Annotated in this window: 25 protein-coding genes; 3 read left to right on the plus strand and 22 right to left on the minus strand. The window is 40.2% G+C overall.

What is annotated here, in order from left to right:
• Positions 1-113 precede the first annotated feature (113 nt).
• From WA010_RS06845 to WA010_RS06860, 4 genes are all read right to left on the minus strand, one after another.
• Positions 114-1,094, minus strand: a complete 981-nt coding sequence (locus WA010_RS06845; RefSeq protein ID WP_422556396.1) for a nucleoid-associated protein — start codon at positions 1,092-1,094, stop codon at positions 114-116.
• Positions 1,091-3,814, minus strand: coding sequence for a class I SAM-dependent DNA methyltransferase (locus WA010_RS06850; protein ID WP_422556397.1), 2,724 nt, complete (start codon positions 3,812-3,814; stop codon positions 1,091-1,093). The genes WA010_RS06845 and WA010_RS06850 overlap by 4 nt, the downstream gene beginning before the upstream one ends.
• An 85-nt stretch (positions 3,815-3,899) precedes the next feature.
• Entirely contained in the window at positions 3,900-4,205 is a 306-nt protein-coding gene (locus WA010_RS06855) for a CcdB family protein (protein WP_422556398.1), read from the minus strand.
• On the minus strand, positions 4,205-4,450 hold the full coding sequence (locus WA010_RS06860) for a type II toxin-antitoxin system CcdA family antitoxin (protein ID WP_422556399.1): 246 nt from the start codon (positions 4,448-4,450) through the stop codon (positions 4,205-4,207). Before WA010_RS06860 ends, WA010_RS06855 begins: the two co-directional genes overlap by 1 nt.
• Before the next feature lie 79 nt (positions 4,451-4,529).
• Between WA010_RS06860 and WA010_RS06865 the strand changes: the two genes are divergently transcribed.
• The 3 genes from WA010_RS06865 to WA010_RS06875 are packed head-to-tail and all read left to right on the plus strand — an operon-like array spanning position 4,530 to position 5,919.
• On the plus strand, positions 4,530-5,369 hold the full coding sequence (locus WA010_RS06865) for a S1 RNA-binding domain-containing protein (RefSeq protein WP_422556400.1): 840 nt from the start codon (positions 4,530-4,532) through the stop codon (positions 5,367-5,369).
• The gene (locus WA010_RS06870; protein ID WP_422556401.1) at positions 5,359-5,577 is read left to right on the plus strand and encodes a malate dehydrogenase; all 219 of its coding nucleotides are present in this window, start codon (positions 5,359-5,361) and stop codon (positions 5,575-5,577) included. The genes WA010_RS06865 and WA010_RS06870 overlap by 11 nt, the downstream gene beginning before the upstream one ends.
• A 27-nt stretch (positions 5,578-5,604) precedes the next feature.
• The gene (locus tag WA010_RS06875; protein ID WP_422556402.1) at positions 5,605-5,919 is read left to right on the plus strand and encodes a pyrimidine/purine nucleoside phosphorylase; all 315 of its coding nucleotides are present in this window, start codon (positions 5,605-5,607) and stop codon (positions 5,917-5,919) included.
• A 15-nt stretch (positions 5,920-5,934) separates the two neighbouring features.
• Here WA010_RS06875 and WA010_RS06880 read toward each other — a convergent pair whose 3' ends face one another.
• From WA010_RS06880 to rplV, 18 genes are read right to left on the minus strand one after another with little or no spacing between them, the layout of a single operon-like run.
• On the minus strand, positions 5,935-6,561 hold the full coding sequence (locus tag WA010_RS06880; RefSeq protein ID WP_422556403.1) for a tetratricopeptide repeat protein: 627 nt from the start codon (positions 6,559-6,561) through the stop codon (positions 5,935-5,937).
• Between the two features lie 59 nt (positions 6,562-6,620).
• Complete coding sequence (infA, locus tag WA010_RS06885) at positions 6,621-6,839, minus strand: translation initiation factor IF-1 (protein WP_013459075.1); 219 nt, start codon at positions 6,837-6,839, stop codon at positions 6,621-6,623.
• Positions 6,840-6,848: 9 nt separating this feature from the next.
• Positions 6,849-7,607, minus strand: coding sequence for a type I methionyl aminopeptidase (gene map, locus WA010_RS06890; protein ID WP_422556404.1), 759 nt, complete (start codon positions 7,605-7,607; stop codon positions 6,849-6,851).
• 2 nt (positions 7,608-7,609) lie between these two features.
• On the minus strand, positions 7,610-8,872 hold the full coding sequence (gene secY, locus WA010_RS06895) for a preprotein translocase subunit SecY (protein ID WP_422556405.1): 1,263 nt from the start codon (positions 8,870-8,872) through the stop codon (positions 7,610-7,612).
• Entirely contained in the window at positions 8,872-9,270 is a 399-nt protein-coding gene (gene rplO / locus WA010_RS06900) for a 50S ribosomal protein L15 (RefSeq protein WP_422556406.1), read from the minus strand. Before rplO ends, secY begins: the two co-directional genes overlap by 1 nt.
• 3 nt (positions 9,271-9,273) lie before the next feature.
• Positions 9,274-9,717: a 30S ribosomal protein S5 gene (gene rpsE, locus WA010_RS06905; RefSeq protein ID WP_299995553.1), complete on the minus strand. Its 444-nt coding sequence runs from the start codon at positions 9,715-9,717 to the stop codon at positions 9,274-9,276.
• A 9-nt stretch (positions 9,718-9,726) separates the two neighbouring features.
• Positions 9,727-10,083, minus strand: coding sequence for a 50S ribosomal protein L18 (rplR, locus tag WA010_RS06910; protein WP_422556407.1), 357 nt, complete (start codon positions 10,081-10,083; stop codon positions 9,727-9,729).
• Between the two features lie 11 nt (positions 10,084-10,094).
• On the minus strand, positions 10,095-10,631 hold the full coding sequence (gene rplF, locus WA010_RS06915; protein ID WP_422556408.1) for a 50S ribosomal protein L6: 537 nt from the start codon (positions 10,629-10,631) through the stop codon (positions 10,095-10,097).
• Positions 10,632-10,640: 9 nt separating this feature from the next.
• On the minus strand, positions 10,641-11,036 hold the full coding sequence (gene rpsH / locus WA010_RS06920; RefSeq protein WP_015652606.1) for a 30S ribosomal protein S8: 396 nt from the start codon (positions 11,034-11,036) through the stop codon (positions 10,641-10,643).
• 41 nt (positions 11,037-11,077) lie between these two features.
• Positions 11,078-11,263 (minus strand): type Z 30S ribosomal protein S14, encoded by a 186-nt coding sequence (locus WA010_RS06925; RefSeq protein WP_294897312.1) that lies wholly within the window; start codon positions 11,261-11,263, stop codon positions 11,078-11,080.
• Positions 11,263-11,808: a 50S ribosomal protein L5 gene (gene rplE / locus WA010_RS06930; protein ID WP_015652604.1), complete on the minus strand. Its 546-nt coding sequence runs from the start codon at positions 11,806-11,808 to the stop codon at positions 11,263-11,265. The genes WA010_RS06925 and rplE overlap by 1 nt, the downstream gene beginning before the upstream one ends.
• A 2-nt stretch (positions 11,809-11,810) precedes the next feature.
• Positions 11,811-12,041, minus strand: coding sequence for a 50S ribosomal protein L24 (gene rplX, locus WA010_RS06935; protein ID WP_299925503.1), 231 nt, complete (start codon positions 12,039-12,041; stop codon positions 11,811-11,813).
• Positions 12,041-12,409 (minus strand): 50S ribosomal protein L14, encoded by a 369-nt coding sequence (gene rplN / locus WA010_RS06940; protein ID WP_015652602.1) that lies wholly within the window; start codon positions 12,407-12,409, stop codon positions 12,041-12,043. Before rplN ends, rplX begins: the two co-directional genes overlap by 1 nt.
• Positions 12,406-12,657, minus strand: a complete 252-nt coding sequence (gene rpsQ, locus WA010_RS06945) for a 30S ribosomal protein S17 (RefSeq protein WP_013459063.1) — start codon at positions 12,655-12,657, stop codon at positions 12,406-12,408. The genes rplN and rpsQ overlap by 4 nt, the downstream gene beginning before the upstream one ends.
• Positions 12,658-12,667: 10 nt before the next feature.
• On the minus strand, positions 12,668-12,853 hold the full coding sequence (rpmC, locus tag WA010_RS06950) for a 50S ribosomal protein L29 (protein WP_015652601.1): 186 nt from the start codon (positions 12,851-12,853) through the stop codon (positions 12,668-12,670).
• Positions 12,840-13,265, minus strand: coding sequence for a 50S ribosomal protein L16 (gene rplP / locus WA010_RS06955; RefSeq protein WP_015652600.1), 426 nt, complete (start codon positions 13,263-13,265; stop codon positions 12,840-12,842). The genes rpmC and rplP overlap by 14 nt, the downstream gene beginning before the upstream one ends.
• Before the next feature lie 2 nt (positions 13,266-13,267).
• Positions 13,268-13,978, minus strand: a complete 711-nt coding sequence (gene rpsC, locus WA010_RS06960; protein WP_294896900.1) for a 30S ribosomal protein S3 — start codon at positions 13,976-13,978, stop codon at positions 13,268-13,270.
• Between the two features lie 2 nt (positions 13,979-13,980).
• On the minus strand, positions 13,981-14,298 hold the full coding sequence (gene rplV / locus WA010_RS06965) for a 50S ribosomal protein L22 (RefSeq protein ID WP_422556409.1): 318 nt from the start codon (positions 14,296-14,298) through the stop codon (positions 13,981-13,983).
• Between the last annotated feature and the right edge of the window lie 33 nt (positions 14,299-14,331).

The following is a 14,331-nucleotide window of genomic DNA, read 5'->3' on the forward strand; positions in this document are numbered from 1 at the left end:
TAATAATTCTGTATCATTCACCAAATCATTTGATAGAAAAGTAAGTTCATCTGATGATAAATCTTGACTTCTACATAGCAATGTTAATAGTTTATTGATATTTTCACTATTCATTATTCTACATCTATATTTGAATTAAGAGCCGATTGAATTTGTTGTGCCAGTTCTTCAGAGTGGATGACAACCTGTCCGTCTATTATTTCTATTTCATTGGGGTTAAAACTACTTCTTGGAAAAGTCAGTTCAATGTTATTTGCTTTGACAGAAACTTTATAAAATCTGCTTAGATTTGCACCCGTTAATTTGAATTCTCCATCAATATCTACATTATTTGTTTCACAATAATTTGTAATATAGTTTTCATCTTGGAAAATATATGTACTTAGGTCTCTTAAATTAACAATTTTTCCAGTGCTACTTTTTGCATAATCAAAAATAGTTCTTTTCAAACTATCCCTTGTCATTCCATTTGGTAAATCTATTTGATTCGCTATATTGTATAAAGCTTGTGCATCTTTATTTTCTTGTTTTGGGTCATCTAAACCTATCCATGCCTCAAAATAATGTGAAATATCTGTGTTTCCTCTTACAAGAGAAATATATCTATCATCAGATTCACTGTTTAAAATCGATAAATTTATTTTTGTACCCATCGCAAAATGTTCTACATCTAAATATTGAGTAGAATCTAAATCCCAGCTTCCTGCACTTGGGATGAGCTTAGAACCTTCAGTATTTCTTACTAAGAAAATTGCTAAAAAATCTTGTGTAGTTGTATATCTCGCAAATACAAGATAACCACCTTTTGCTTGACTAATACCATTGATATTATTTTTTAATTTTGTAGTTAAAACATTAGAAAAATTCATTATGTCAATATTTGTAAAATCTTGAAAATCTTCTTTGAAACCATCTTCTGAAAATTTAGCTCTCTTGAGGGTTTTCCTCGAAAAAGACTCTTCTAATGATGTTACTATTTTGAGTACGTATTCATTACTAACATCTAGAACAGAATTTGACAAATACAATGTAGCAGTATTTGTAGTGTTTGCTTCTTTTCTTATCTCATGGATAATCACCGAGTTTAGTATCATTGTGTTCCCTTTTTCATGGTATTGTTTTCTTTTGCCACCATCTCTTCATACATCTTAAAAAGATACTCCAACCGTTCCTCATCATTCTCAAACGGTTTAGCACGGTAGCATCGTTCTATCGCCAAATCAAGTTGATTATGTGCTTCTTTGAGATCAGCGGGCATTTTATCAGGGTCATACAATTGAGCCAATGTTTTTTCTGAGTGCAGTTCACGCTCATGGAGAATATTGAAAACAAGTTCAGTGATTACCTCTTTTTGCTGATCTAAAATATCAAGGAATGGAAATGTATTGTATACCAACTGCGAAGAGTATCTATAGTCGGTTTTTAATCTTCCTGCCACTGTTCGCATCCATACCATATGCATTTTTGAAGATACAACGCCCATAATCCATGCTTCTGCATTAAAAATAGCACTTGCCGCATTAGTAATTATTGTGCTTCCATCTAAAAATCCAATAGGAATATATTCTCTTCTTTCAGAAGAAGTACTTGGAACAATAATTGAGTGTGAATTAGAGTGAGCGGAATAATAAAATTTATAAGGAGTTTTTGCAGCTTCGACAGTGCTTTTCTCTGAACTTTTTTCTCTAAATTCTTTTACTTGCTTCAAGCGTTGTGCTATAGGTAAAATTGATTGTGCAAATTCCAAGTCTTCGTCTTGAATATACAAGCACCATCTTTCAAGTCCACGGATAAACTCTGCGGAACCCGCAAGTTTTTTAAACAAGAAACTTGTTTCTGGATACTCCTCAAGTAATTTTTCTTTTTCTTCTGAACTAAATATCAGATGCCCATTATCAACAATTTTACTCCCATAATTCATAATTGGAATTTTAGATAACGGTTTCATTCTTTTTTTGATAATTAAATCATTACCAGTGGTCAAATATGGAGTGATACTATCTACATCCTTTACGATGTTATTATAAAATAACTTTTTTTTGCGATCTGACTTATTTTGAATACCAACAATAGCTACTATTACGCCAGCATTGGCTTTTGCATTATTTTTCCATTTGAAAGATGTATGAGCAAAAAATATTTCAAGATTTTTTTCAAAAATGTACGGCCATAATAAGACAACTTGCTCTCCTTGACATATTGAATTTGTAGTAACAAATGCAAATCGTACATTTTCTCCATATGCGTAATTGGCACTTTTGATAAACCATGATGCAATATAATCCAAATCTTTATAAGATTTAAATCCTTCACATACCAAAGCTAAATCTTCTTTTTGTTCTTTGGATTGAAGAAATGATCCAAGATACGGTGGATTCCCCAAAACATAAATCTCATCACCCTCATTTTTCGGACAAACTTCTTCCCAGTTTACGCGCGTAGCATTTCCATGAACGATATTGCCACCATTTTTGAGCGGTAGCGGGGGATTGGTTTGCCCGAATTCTTGGAAGAACGCTTTGTTCATCTGATGCTCTGCCAGCCACAGAGAGAGAGTAGCGACTTCATGCGCGAAGTCGTCCAGTTCTATCCCGTAAAACTGTGTTAATGCGATGCGAGAAGAGAGGGATAAAAAACTCAATTGTTCATATTTTGATTTTGAGCCAAAAAGTTCGCCTTGTTTCATGTTTGAAACTTTATCGATCTGTTTTAAAATTTTCATCTCTAAGTGCCTAAGCTCTTTGTAGGCAATAATCAGGAAATTGCCACTGCCGCAAGCAGGATCAAATATCTTTAGATTTGCCAGTCGCTCAATCAGGCTTTGCAACTTTATTTTGCTCGTTTTTGCTTTTTCAAACTCTTCATACAACTCATCCAAAAACAACGGTTCGATTACTTTCATGATATTGGGAACAGAGGTATAGTGCATCCCCATCCCGCCACGGTGTTCAGGAGTGATGACCGCTTGGATCATCGACCCGAAGATGTCAGGATTTATCAAAGCCCAGTCGAGAGAGCCTATCTCTATCATGATACGCCGAGATTTAGCGGTAAATCGTGGCAGGGCAAGTTTATCTCTGAAAAGACCTCCATTGACGTATGGGAACGCTTTGAGATACTCAGGCAAAGAACTTTCTCTTTTTTCGATATTGAGCAGGTCAAACAATCGCTCCAAATAGCTGTCCAAATCACTGCCATCAGTCTGCGTGTGTTGCTCTATTGCATTAGTAAATTGGTTGTCTTCAAAAATATTGCTGTCTTCGGCGAAATAACAAAACAGTAGCCGTGTTAAAAAGACATTGAGAGCATGTACTTCTTGCGCTGTTGCGGTTTCATTCTCTTTGACGATCTCATCATAGAGCTTCGCCATCTTTTCAGCCGCTTTTACGTCAGCGGGGTTTTCATCTTTGTGTTGTGATTTCTCCATCCCCGCCCACGGAAGAAAAAAATCATAGTATTTGGTCAAGTCGGTCAGTTTGATATCGAGGGTATCTTTGGTTTTGGTATCTACCGCCAAAAGAGTTGCATAGTCAGTAACGATAATGAAACGAGGAGAATTTTTCGTCGTTTTCGGATCATTTGAGAGTTCATCGATAGTTGCATGAAGCGCATCAGCCGAAGCTACTTTAAAAAACAGTTGCTTTCGAAGGGTTAGTTCCCCCTTGGATTCCAACTGGTTTAAATCCCCTTTTTCTAAACGAGCAAGAGTCGATTTCGGAAATCCATAGCCTATTAAAAGATCAAAAATAAAAGTTTGAGGAGAAAATTTTTCAATGAGTTCTCGTAGATTCGTTTCGATTTTGGCGATTGTCATAGATGATCCATTCATAAATTGATAGATTATAGCTCAATGACTCTTATTTTATGTGAGATTTCATTGAAGTTGATTTTATGGCGTATCAAAATCCACTTATCAAAAAATCAACAGCACCAATAATCTCACTCCGTTTTCCTGACAACGATACTACTCTCTCTCCCAACAATGCCCTCTCAATCCCCGCCATTTCTTGAGTCATTAATACAACATTTTTCTCTTCGATCACAAATATCGGATTAAGATGTTTCAATGCTTTTGCTTTGGTTGAGAATGGGATAACCACACAGGTCGAGAGATGATTTAATAATTGGGCTTGAATATCGATGAGATAAGGTAACTCTTCGGATGTACTTGGATTTATATTACGATAAACATCAAACTGCGCCATTAGAATCGTCTCAATCCGTGACTAAAGACACCTCTTCGCTCGATTGTATGATTATAATCTTGAATCGCCTCGCGGTTCTCTTGTAACCATAATTCTTCTTTGCAACGTGCCACTTTATCCGCTAACGTCTCTTCAAGTGATTGTGAAAGATTAATGCCAAGCTCTTTTGCTTGCTGAAGTAGCTCACTATTAATGCTGAGATTTGCCGATTTTTTAGGAGCATTTGGATTGTAAACTGCCGTCATTGCATTCTCCATGCGCATAATATATACGCATTATAGCGCTAAAATCTCTTTAAAACACAATGTAAGCTATAATTCCACTATGAATGAAACACTAAAAATCGGGGAAATTAATATCCTCACAATTGATCGCGATACTGTTCCGGGGTTATTCTTGCGTGCACTGGATGAGAGCGATATATTACTGCCTAACCAATACGTCACCGACCAAATGCACATCGGTGATACCATCGATGTATTTGTCTATACCGACAGCGAAGACCGCCCTGTAGCGACAACTGTAACACCCAAAGCGATGGTAAATGAAATCGCGTTTGTTGAAGTGGTCGATACCAGCAGTATCGGTGCATTTGTGGACTGGGGATTGCCGAAAGATCTCTTCGTCCCTAGAGCACTTCAAAAACGCCCGTTTGCCGTTGGAGAAAAGCGGCTTGTTCGTGTTATCTTCGATGAACAGACCAATCGTCTCGTGGGAACCGAAAAGATCAGCGGGGCGTTAGAGATGCCTCCGAAAACTTTTTATCCCAATACCTCTGTAAGTTTTATGATCATCGCCAAAACCCCTATGGGGTACAAAGTGATCGTGGATCATAAATACGAGGGGATGATTTATGCGAATGAGATTTTTGAAGATGTCCGTGTCGGGCAAATCAAAAACGGCTTTGTGAAAATCCTCAGACCTGATGGTAAACTTGATTTATCCCTCCAAATGGTCGGAAAAGCAAAAGCCTCCAGTGCCGCCGATAAAATCCTCTCGATGATAAAAGCCAATGGCGGGATGCTCCCGTACAACTACAAAAGCGATCCCGACCTAATCCAGCGTACTTTCGGACTTAGTAAAAAGAATTTCAAAAGTGCCTTAACGCAACTCGTCGATAGTAAAAAAATAACAGTTCAGGAGAACGGAATTTATGGGATATAGACCACTCAAAAACAATGCCATCATTCAACTTCGTCCTCGTAAAATTTCATACACTGAGGGGGATCGGACCATCACCCTGATTTCAATGAAACGAGCCTCTATGGATTTAGAAGTAGAGATCAAAGAGGGAGACGAGATCAAAATTGTCTCCGATTTCCCCTTTGCCCATCTCCCAAAAAAGATCAAGAAAGAGATCAACCCGCTATAATTGCACCATTATTTTTAGGAGAAATCTATGTCACAATTTACCAACGTCACCGCAGACAAAAAAGCGAACATCTATTTTGAGGGTAAAGTCACTAGCCGTACCCTTCATTTCAGCGATGGTAGTATCAAAACTCTAGGGATCATGTTACCGGGTGAATACACGTTTAACACCGGTGATGCTGAAATTATGGAGATCATGAGCGGTGAGATGGAGGTTCAGCTTCCGGGTTCAGACGCATGGGTTTCTATCACAGGACCTCAAAGCTTCGATGTCCCTGCCAACAGTGCATTTCATTTGAAAGTTAAAACGATTTCAGACTACTGCTGCAGTTTTGTAAAATAATCAAATGTACAGAGATCAATCTCTCTGTACATTCTCCTCACTGATCCATCCTTCGCCAATATACGGTTCCCACCCATTTTTTCCGCCTGTACCGCTTACTTTGTAGTAATGAGTGCTTTTTGCCCTTGAGGTTACAGTCGTATGTATTTTAATGGAGATACAGCTTCTGTTTTGATCGCATATCATCGTATCTTTAGTGGTTTTCAGTCGAATACCATCTATTGGGATCACTTCACCGATTTTTATTTTTTCAGATACCGTTGATTTACTCGATTGCTCATGCTTTCCATCAATTATCTCTAAAAGGAGTTTACGCGATTCTCTATCCCCTTGTTTTGCAGCAGATGCAAGCCACATCATCCCTACTGACGTATTTTGCTCGATACCGCGCCCACCTATATACATAATACCTATATTGTACTGAGCGTCCATATACCCTTGCTCTGCGGAGCGGAGATACCAGTGTGCCGCACCGCTTTGGTTGACATCCACGCCGATCCCTCGCTCATAAATCACACCGGTTTGAAACTGCGCAACTTTATCACCACGTAATGCCGCTGTATAGGTTTCCCAAAAAGCTTGTTGATCCGATCCAAAGAGAGAAAATGTAAAGAAAGCTAAAAGGTATAAATATTTTTTCATAATGAGCAAATCCTTATCAAAAAATAGTTATAACCTATCCCCCAAAAGGGGGTAGATGCTTATTTGTAGCGATAGGTAATTCGCCCTTTGTCCAAACTATAAGGAGTAAGTTCGATTTTTACCGTATCTCCTGGGAGGATTTTAATGTAGTGCATACGCATTTTACCTGCGATGTGACACAAAATAACATGACCATTTGGCAACTCAACACGAAACGTTGCATTCGGTAGTGCCTCAATAATCTTTCCGTCTACTTCAATGACATCATCTTTTGCCATATTATTCCTTTACGCGATTGATAATATTTCAGCTCTACCGTTGATAATTGCAACCGTATGCTCGTAATGAGAGCCTCTCAGCCCATCCGTACTTACCACATCCCAGCCATTGGCTAAGATTTTGGAAGTCCCCTCTTTGTGACAAATCATCGGCTCCAAACAAAAAACCATACCGTTTTTAATTTTTGGTCCCGCTTTCGCATTGGTTCCATCCATATAATTTGGTATTTCCGGTTCTTCATGCGGTTTTTTACCGATTCCATGACCACAAAATCCACGTAAGGGGACAAATCCCCGACCGCGAATAAACTGCTCTATCTCATAAGAAAGCTCTTTAAAGCGCATTCCGTCTTTGATAATGTCGATGGCAAAGTAAAGAGCATCTTTAGAACACGCAATCAACGCTTCATCTTCAGCACTAATCGCACCAACTCCGAGTGAGATCGCTGCATCCCCAAAATACCCCCCTTTTTTTGTCCCAACGTCAAATCCGATAATATCACCCTCACGCAAAGCGTAATCAGTAGGGATACCGTGGATGATTACTTCATTGACAGAGGTACAAACGGCACTTGGAAAACCGTAGAGCCCTTTAAAAGAGGGGCTAGCACCTTGGCTGCGGATAAACTCCTCACCAATGGCATCAAGCTCTTTTAGGGTGATTCCCGGTTTAGTATGGGAAGCTAACAACTCCAACGTCGCAGCAACGATTTTATTCGCGGCACGAAGTGAAGCTATTTCGTCATTTTTGCGTAGCGCAATCGCCATTGTTACAGGCCAACCGCGCTAAGGGTTTGATATTTAGACATATAAACCTGTGCTTCGATACGACGCATCGTATCGAGTGCCACTTGAACCACAATCAGAACTGCCGTTCCTCCGAAGAAAAACGGTACACCAATCCCTTTTAAGATAACCCATGGCAAAGTTGCAATAAGCCCTAAATAGATCGCACCCGTAATGGTCAAACGCCCTGCCGTATCATTCAAAAACTCTTTAGTAGATTCACCCGGACGAACACCCGGAATAAATCCACCTTGACGTTTGAGGTTATCGGAGATATCTTTTGCATTAAATACGATAGACGCATAGAAAAAGGCAAAGAAAACAACGAATACAAAGGTCAAAAAGTTAAAGAAATAGTGGTTTGGATTTAAAACATCTGCAATCGCTTGAACCGTTGGATTGGTACTCGAAGACATCACTGTCATCGGGAACATCAAAATAGCCGAAGCGAAAATAACCGGGATAACCCCTGAGAGATTCACTTTAACAGGGATATAGTTCATAACCCGTTTATTTTGATTTTGCATCATTGTCTTTTTCGCATAGGTAACCGGAATACGGCGTTCTCCAAGCTCAACGTAGATGATTACCAAAACAGTCGCAATTACAAGGAGTATAATCGCTAGTAAAGTCAAGAAGCTCATTGCTCCGGTATTTACCATCGTTACCGCCTGAGAGATAGCACTTGGAATAGCCGATACAATCCCCGCAAAAATAATCAAAGAAACACCGTTACCAATACCGCTTTGAGTGATCTGCTCACCAATCCACATCAACAACATAGTTCCTGCAAGCATGGAAACTACCGCAAGGAGCATAAACGTTGAATGATCGACCAAAATAGCACTACTGCCATCTTTTCCGGTCATACTTTGCAATCCGACACTAACACCGATTGCTTGCACAATCGTAATCACAATCGTTGCATAACGGATAATTTGCATGTATTTCACCATACCGTCACGCTCTTTTTTCATTTGCGCTAAGTTCGGGAAAGTGGCTGCTAAAAGTTCCATAATAATTGAGGCGGTGATGTAGGGCATAATGCCAAGAGAGATAATAGATAAACGTTCTACGGCATTTCCGCTGAACATATTGAATAGACCTAACGCATCAGCCGCGTGATCATCAAAAAACGAAGCGATGACAGCTGTGTCAACACCCGGTACCGGCACGTATGCCAGTAGTCGGAAAATAAAGAGAAAACCGATCGTAATTAAGATCTTGTTTACAAGTTGTTGGTTCATTATTTACCAGTTGTTGTAACGTTTTCGTCTTTAATTTTAGATGCTAAATCTTTAGCGCTTGCGCCCACAAGTTTAACGCTTACAACCGATTTTGGCAAACGGTGAACACTACGGATACTCTCCATGGTAATTTCATCGAGAGTTGCAATCTCTTTTACTTTTTCAACATTGATAGTTGTCGGCTTAATCACGCGTGATTGAAAACCGATTTTTGGCAAACGGCGAGCAAGTGGTTGTTGTCCACCCTCAAAGTTACGTTTTTCATTGTAACCTTTACGCGCTTTTTGACCTTTGTGACCTTTACCGGCTGTTTTACCTTGGCCACTTCCTTGACCGCGGCCAAGACGTTTTGTGCTGTGGGTTGAACCCTCAGCAGGTGTAAGGTTTTCTAATGCCATAACTTATCCTTTGATACGTGATAGTGCATCGATTGTTGCACGTACCACGGTGTTTGGATTGTTAGAACCCAAAGACTTCGTCAAGATGTCTTGGATACCAGCAAGCTCAAGTACCGGACGAGTAGCGCCACCGGCGATAACCCCTGTACCTTCAGATGCAGGCTTAAGTAAGATACGACTTGCGTTGTATTTAACTTCGATATCGTGAGCAATGGTAGTACCTTTGATCTTCACGTTAGTCAAGTTTTTGAACGCTTCGTCAACCGCTTTACGGATAGCGTCTGGAACTTCTTTCGCTTTTCCGACTCCGTAACCTACGGTTCCTTTTTTATTTCCTACAACGACAAGAGCAGTAAAACGAAAACGTCTACCACCCTTTACAACTTTGGTTACACGACCGATGTTTACAATCGCTTCTGCAAATTCTTCTCTGTTAATTGGATTCATCATCGGACCTTAAAACTTGATTTCATTTGCACGAAGAGTTTCGGCAAACGCTTTTACAACGCCATGATACAAAAATCCGTTACGATCAAACGTAACTTCATTGATACCAGCGTCTTTTAGGGTTTTTGCGAACACTTCAGCTGCTTTTTGTGCACTTTCTATGTTTGCTCTAAGACCCAAAGTTTTTGAGTGAACCGCTGCTAACGTTACACCTTGCTCATCATTGATCGCTTGCGCACTGATAAAGCGGTTTGAACGGAATACTGAAATACGTGGCAAAGTCGCGCATCCAGAAATTTTAGAGCGGATACGACGCTTACGTTGGAGACGTTTAGCCGCTTTGATTTTAAGTGTTTTACCTGTCATTTCATCGCCCCTTATTTCTTAGATGTCTTACCGGCTTTACGCAGGATAGTCTCATCAGAATATTTAACACCTTTACCTTTGTACGGCTCAGGTGGACGGAATGAACGGATCTCAGCGGCGATTTGACCAACTTGTTGTTTGTCTGCACCTTTGATACTGATAACGTTTTTCTCAACTACCATAGCGATTCCAGAAGGGATATCATAGTTAATATCATGACTAAAACCAAGCTGAAGGTTCAATACATTCCCATTAACTGCCGCACGATAACCAACTCCATTGATTTCCAGTTTTTTCTCAAAACCGGTAGTCAAACCAGTGATGATGTTTGCTGCTAGTGCACGGTATGTACCCCAGAACGCACGATCAGCACGTTGATCAGAGTTTGTACTAAATGTTAACGTGTTATCTTCAAGTACCACACCACAGTTACCGAGAGTATCCAAGGTTTGAGTTGTTGCACCTTTAGTAAACGTCAATACCGTTCCATCAAGTGTTGCATTTACATCAGTAGGGATAGAAATAGGAAGTTTTCCAATACGTGACATCTTATCTCCTTACCAAATTGTACAAAGGACTTCACCACCAACGCCAAGCTCGAACGCTTTATCGTTAGGAAGAACCCCTTTTGAACTACTGACAATGATGGTACCGTAACCGTTTTTGAAACGTTTTAGTTCATCTTTACCTTTGTAAATACGACGTCCCGGTTTAGAGACACGTTTTACCTCATTGATAACGGTACGACCTTTTTCATCATACTTCAATACTACATTGATCGTTTTTTTAACGCCGTCTTCAACAACGTTAAAACTTTCGATGTAGCCTTTATCAGCCAAAATTGCAACAACTGCTTCCACTACTTTTGAGTGAACCAATGTTGTTACATCTAATCTACGCATTGCTGCATTACGGATACGAGTCAACGAATCCGCGATCAAATCATTAATCATTTAATATTCCTTATCTAATCATTAGGAGTATCAAGTTGGAATTACCAACTTGACTTTCTAACGCCTGGGATTAACCCTTCGTTTGCCATTTTACGGAAGCAAACGCGACAAATTCCAAAATCACTGATGACAGAGTGTGGACGACCACAAATCTGACAACGAGTATACGCGCGAACAGCAAACTTTGGAGTTCGTTGTTGCTTAGCGATCATTGACTTTTTAGCCATTATTCTCTCCCTTTAGCAAACGGCATACCGATCATTTCAAGAAGTTTGAATGCATCTTTATCGGCTGTAGCGCTTGTTACCACGGTGATGTTCATCCCGTGGATTTGCATAATTGAATCGTAATCAACTTCAGGGAAAATCAACTGCTCGGTCAAACCGAAGTTGTAGTTTCCGCGACCGTCAAAACCGTTACGTGGAATACCACGGAAGTCTTTCACACGTGGAAGTGATACAGAGATCAATTTATCCATGAAATCGTACATTTGAGCACCACGTAGTGTCACTTTAACACCAACCGGCATCCCTTCACGTACTTTAAAACCAGCAACTGATTTACGAGCAACGACTACAGAAGCACGTTGACCAGCGATGTTGCTGATAGTATCTTGGATACTTTGGATCAATTTGTTGTCTTTCATAGCAAAACCACAACCAACAGAGATCACAACTTTTTCAAGTTTAGGAATCTGCATAGCGTTAGCAATACCAAGAGCTGATTGAAGCTCAGGCTTAAGAGCCAAATATTTATCTTTTAGTCGTGCCATGATTACGCCTCAACTTTACGGACATTTGATGCATCTACAGGCATCTCTTTACTCAAGAATCCGCCTTGTGGATTTTGCTCGCTAGGTTTGATCGCTTTTTTAGCAATACGAACACCTTTAACGATTACTTTGTTTTTCTTAGGCATAACTTGAAGCAATTCTGCTTTAGTACCTTTGTCATCACCGGCGATTACTTCTACGATATCGCCTTTTTTGAAATTAAATTTTGCCATCATACAACCTCTGGAGCAAGTGATACGATTTTCATGAAACCTGCGTAACGAACTTCACGGCTTACAGGTCCGAAAATACGTGTACCGATTGGCTCACGTTTTTTATCAAGGATAACAGCTGCATTTTCGTCGAAACGGATAAGTGAGCCGTTTTCACGGTGAACCTCTTTTTTCGTACGTACAACGACTGCTGTAACAACTTGACCTTTTTTTACTTTACCGGTTGGAGCCGCTTTTTTAACAGAAGCGATGATAACATCACCTACTGTTGCATAACGACGTTTTGAACCGCCAAGAACTTTGATACACATGATCTCTTTAGCCCCTGTGTTATCGGCTACTGCTAGACGAGTAAAACTTTGAATCATGCATTCACTCCTTTAACAAGAGTTTTAAGACGGAACGATTTGCTTTTAGAAAGTGGACGACACTCGATCGCGATCACTTCATCACCAATGTTTAGTTGGTTATTCTCATCATGAATCATGTATTTTTTGAAACGTTTTACCGTTTTATGGTAACGTGGGTGCATAACACGGCGCTCAACAACGATAGTTGCTGTTTTTTCGCCTGCTTTAGTCACTACGATACCTTGAATTTCACGTTTATGTGTCATAGCTCTGCCCTTACTTCACTGCGTTCATAGCAGTGTTAATGCGTGCAATGTCTTTTTTCGCCGTGCGAAGTTCGCTCGTGTTAGTCAATTGCATCATTTTTTGCTTAATTTTCAAAGTGAAAAGCTCAATTTTTTTCTCTTTGAGCATACCTTGAAGTTCAGCAGCTGTTTTGTCGTTCAAATCAGTATATTTCATTGCTCATCTCCGCAGTTACAATTTTAGTTTTGAACGGAAGTTTTTGCATCGCAAGCGCTAATGCTTCACGTGCAAGAGTCTCTTCAACACCACCCATTTCAAAAATGATACGGCCTGGTTTGATGTTCATTACCCATTGGTCAACAGAACCTTTACCTTTACCCATACGCACTTCAAGTGGTTTGGCAGTCAATGGTTTAGCTGGGAACACACGGATCCAGATTTTACCTTGACGTTTGATATGACGGTTTGCTGCAATACGAGCCGCTTCGATTTGGCGAGAGTTAATACGTCCCGCTTCCGTTGCTTTGAATCCGATAGAACCGAAATCCAATTTGTTAGCATTTGTAGCGTAACCACGGTTACGCCCTTTCATCATTTTACGATATTTCGTACGTTTAGGCATCAACATGATTAGTTAGCCTTTCGTCGTGGACGACGTTGTTGATCGTCACCACGCTCTTCTTTAGATTCTTTAGCTTCTGGTTGGATACCTTTAGTGAGAACCTCACCTTTAAAAATCCAAACTTTGATACCGATTACACCGTAAGTGGTGTGTGCTTCAGCAAAACCGTAATCGATTTTTGCACGAAGCGTATGCAACGGTACGCGACCTTCAAGGTACCACTCAGTACGAGCGATCTCAGCACCGCCGAGACGACCTGCAACTGAAACTTTAATACCTTTAGCACCTGCACGTTGTGCATTTTGCATAACTTTTTTCATCGCACGGCGGAAAGCAACACGTTTTTCAAGTTGAGTAGCAACGTTCTCTGCAACGAGTTGTGCAGATGCTTGTGCTTTTTTCTCTTCTTTAATGTTAACTGCTACCGGTTTACCGATAAGGGTTTGAAGAGATTCTTTGATTTTTTCAATGTCAGAACCTTTCTTACCGATGATGATACCCGGACGAGCCGCGATGATCGTAACGCGAAGACGTTTCGCAGTACGCTCGATCACGATGTTGCTCACACCTGCGTAGTAGAGTTCTTTTTTCAAATAGGTACGGATTTTATGGTCTTCGCCCAAAGAAACCGCAGCTGTTTTAAAGTTAGGGAACCAACGAGATTCCCAGTTGCGGTTAATACCAAGACGAAGTCCGATAGGATTAACTTTATGACCCATAATTATTTACCCTCTACTTCTACCAAAATGTGCGCAGTCGGTTTGCGGATTCCAGATGCTGTTCCACGTGCACGTTGCATAATTCGCTTCAACACTGGTCCATTATCTACACGGCATGATTTAACAACACAACCGTCCGCTTCGATACCGCTGTTAGCTACTGCAGATGCAATAACTTTCGCAATGATTTTTGCCGCTTTGTTTGGAGTAAATTCCAATGCTGCTAATGCTTGCTCAGCGTTCATACCTTGAACTTCGCGAGCGATCAAACGAGATTTAGTCGGAGATACGCGAACGAATTTTAATAATGCTCTTGCCATATCTCTTCCTTATTTCCCGATTTTCTTTTGTAC

Source organism: Sulfuricurvum sp. (assembly GCF_049305995.1).
Lineage (GTDB): Bacteria > Campylobacterota > Campylobacteria > Campylobacterales > Sulfurimonadaceae > Sulfuricurvum.

Excerpts from the sequence above, each read along its gene's own strand:
- WA010_RS06845 (WP_422556396.1), bottom strand. The coding sequence starts at position 1,094 with ATGATACTAAACTCGGTGATTATCCATGAGATAAGAAAAGAAGCAAAC.
- WA010_RS06850 (WP_422556397.1), bottom strand. The coding sequence starts at position 3,814 with ATGACAATCGCCAAAATCGAAACGAATCTACGAGAACTCATTGAAAAA.
- WA010_RS06855 (WP_422556398.1), bottom strand. The coding sequence starts at position 4,205 with ATGGCGCAGTTTGATGTTTATCGTAATATAAATCCAAGTACATCCGAA.
- WA010_RS06860 (WP_422556399.1), bottom strand. The coding sequence starts at position 4,450 with ATGACGGCAGTTTACAATCCAAATGCTCCTAAAAAATCGGCAAATCTC.
- WA010_RS06865 (WP_422556400.1), top strand. The coding sequence starts at position 4,530 with ATGAATGAAACACTAAAAATCGGGGAAATTAATATCCTCACAATTGAT.
- WA010_RS06870 (WP_422556401.1), top strand. The coding sequence starts at position 5,359 with ATGGGATATAGACCACTCAAAAACAATGCCATCATTCAACTTCGTCCT.
- WA010_RS06875 (WP_422556402.1), top strand. The coding sequence starts at position 5,605 with ATGTCACAATTTACCAACGTCACCGCAGACAAAAAAGCGAACATCTAT.
- WA010_RS06880 (WP_422556403.1), bottom strand. The coding sequence starts at position 6,561 with ATGAAAAAATATTTATACCTTTTAGCTTTCTTTACATTTTCTCTCTTT.
- infA (WP_013459075.1), bottom strand. The coding sequence starts at position 6,839 with ATGGCAAAAGATGATGTCATTGAAGTAGACGGAAAGATTATTGAGGCA.
- map (WP_422556404.1), bottom strand. The coding sequence starts at position 7,607 with ATGGCGATTGCGCTACGCAAAAATGACGAAATAGCTTCACTTCGTGCC.
- secY (WP_422556405.1), bottom strand. The coding sequence starts at position 8,872 with ATGAACCAACAACTTGTAAACAAGATCTTAATTACGATCGGTTTTCTC.
- rplO (WP_422556406.1), bottom strand. The coding sequence starts at position 9,270 with ATGGCATTAGAAAACCTTACACCTGCTGAGGGTTCAACCCACAGCACA.
- rpsE (WP_299995553.1), bottom strand. The coding sequence starts at position 9,717 with ATGAATCCAATTAACAGAGAAGAATTTGCAGAAGCGATTGTAAACATC.
- rplR (WP_422556407.1), bottom strand. The coding sequence starts at position 10,083 with ATGACAGGTAAAACACTTAAAATCAAAGCGGCTAAACGTCTCCAACGT.
- rplF (WP_422556408.1), bottom strand. The coding sequence starts at position 10,631 with ATGTCACGTATTGGAAAACTTCCTATTTCTATCCCTACTGATGTAAAT.
- rpsH (WP_015652606.1), bottom strand. The coding sequence starts at position 11,036 with ATGATTAATGATTTGATCGCGGATTCGTTGACTCGTATCCGTAATGCA.
- WA010_RS06925 (WP_294897312.1), bottom strand. The coding sequence starts at position 11,263 with ATGGCTAAAAAGTCAATGATCGCTAAGCAACAACGAACTCCAAAGTTT.
- rplE (WP_015652604.1), bottom strand. The coding sequence starts at position 11,808 with ATGGCACGACTAAAAGATAAATATTTGGCTCTTAAGCCTGAGCTTCAA.
- rplX (WP_299925503.1), bottom strand. The coding sequence starts at position 12,041 with ATGGCAAAATTTAATTTCAAAAAAGGCGATATCGTAGAAGTAATCGCC.
- rplN (WP_015652602.1), bottom strand. The coding sequence starts at position 12,409 with ATGATTCAAAGTTTTACTCGTCTAGCAGTAGCCGATAACACAGGGGCT.
- rpsQ (WP_013459063.1), bottom strand. The coding sequence starts at position 12,657 with ATGACACATAAACGTGAAATTCAAGGTATCGTAGTGACTAAAGCAGGC.
- rpmC (WP_015652601.1), bottom strand. The coding sequence starts at position 12,853 with ATGAAATATACTGATTTGAACGACAAAACAGCTGCTGAACTTCAAGGT.
- rplP (WP_015652600.1), bottom strand. The coding sequence starts at position 13,265 with ATGTTGATGCCTAAACGTACGAAATATCGTAAAATGATGAAAGGGCGT.
- rpsC (WP_294896900.1), bottom strand. The coding sequence starts at position 13,978 with ATGGGTCATAAAGTTAATCCTATCGGACTTCGTCTTGGTATTAACCGC.
- rplV (WP_422556409.1), bottom strand. The coding sequence starts at position 14,298 with ATGGCAAGAGCATTATTAAAATTCGTTCGCGTATCTCCGACTAAATCT.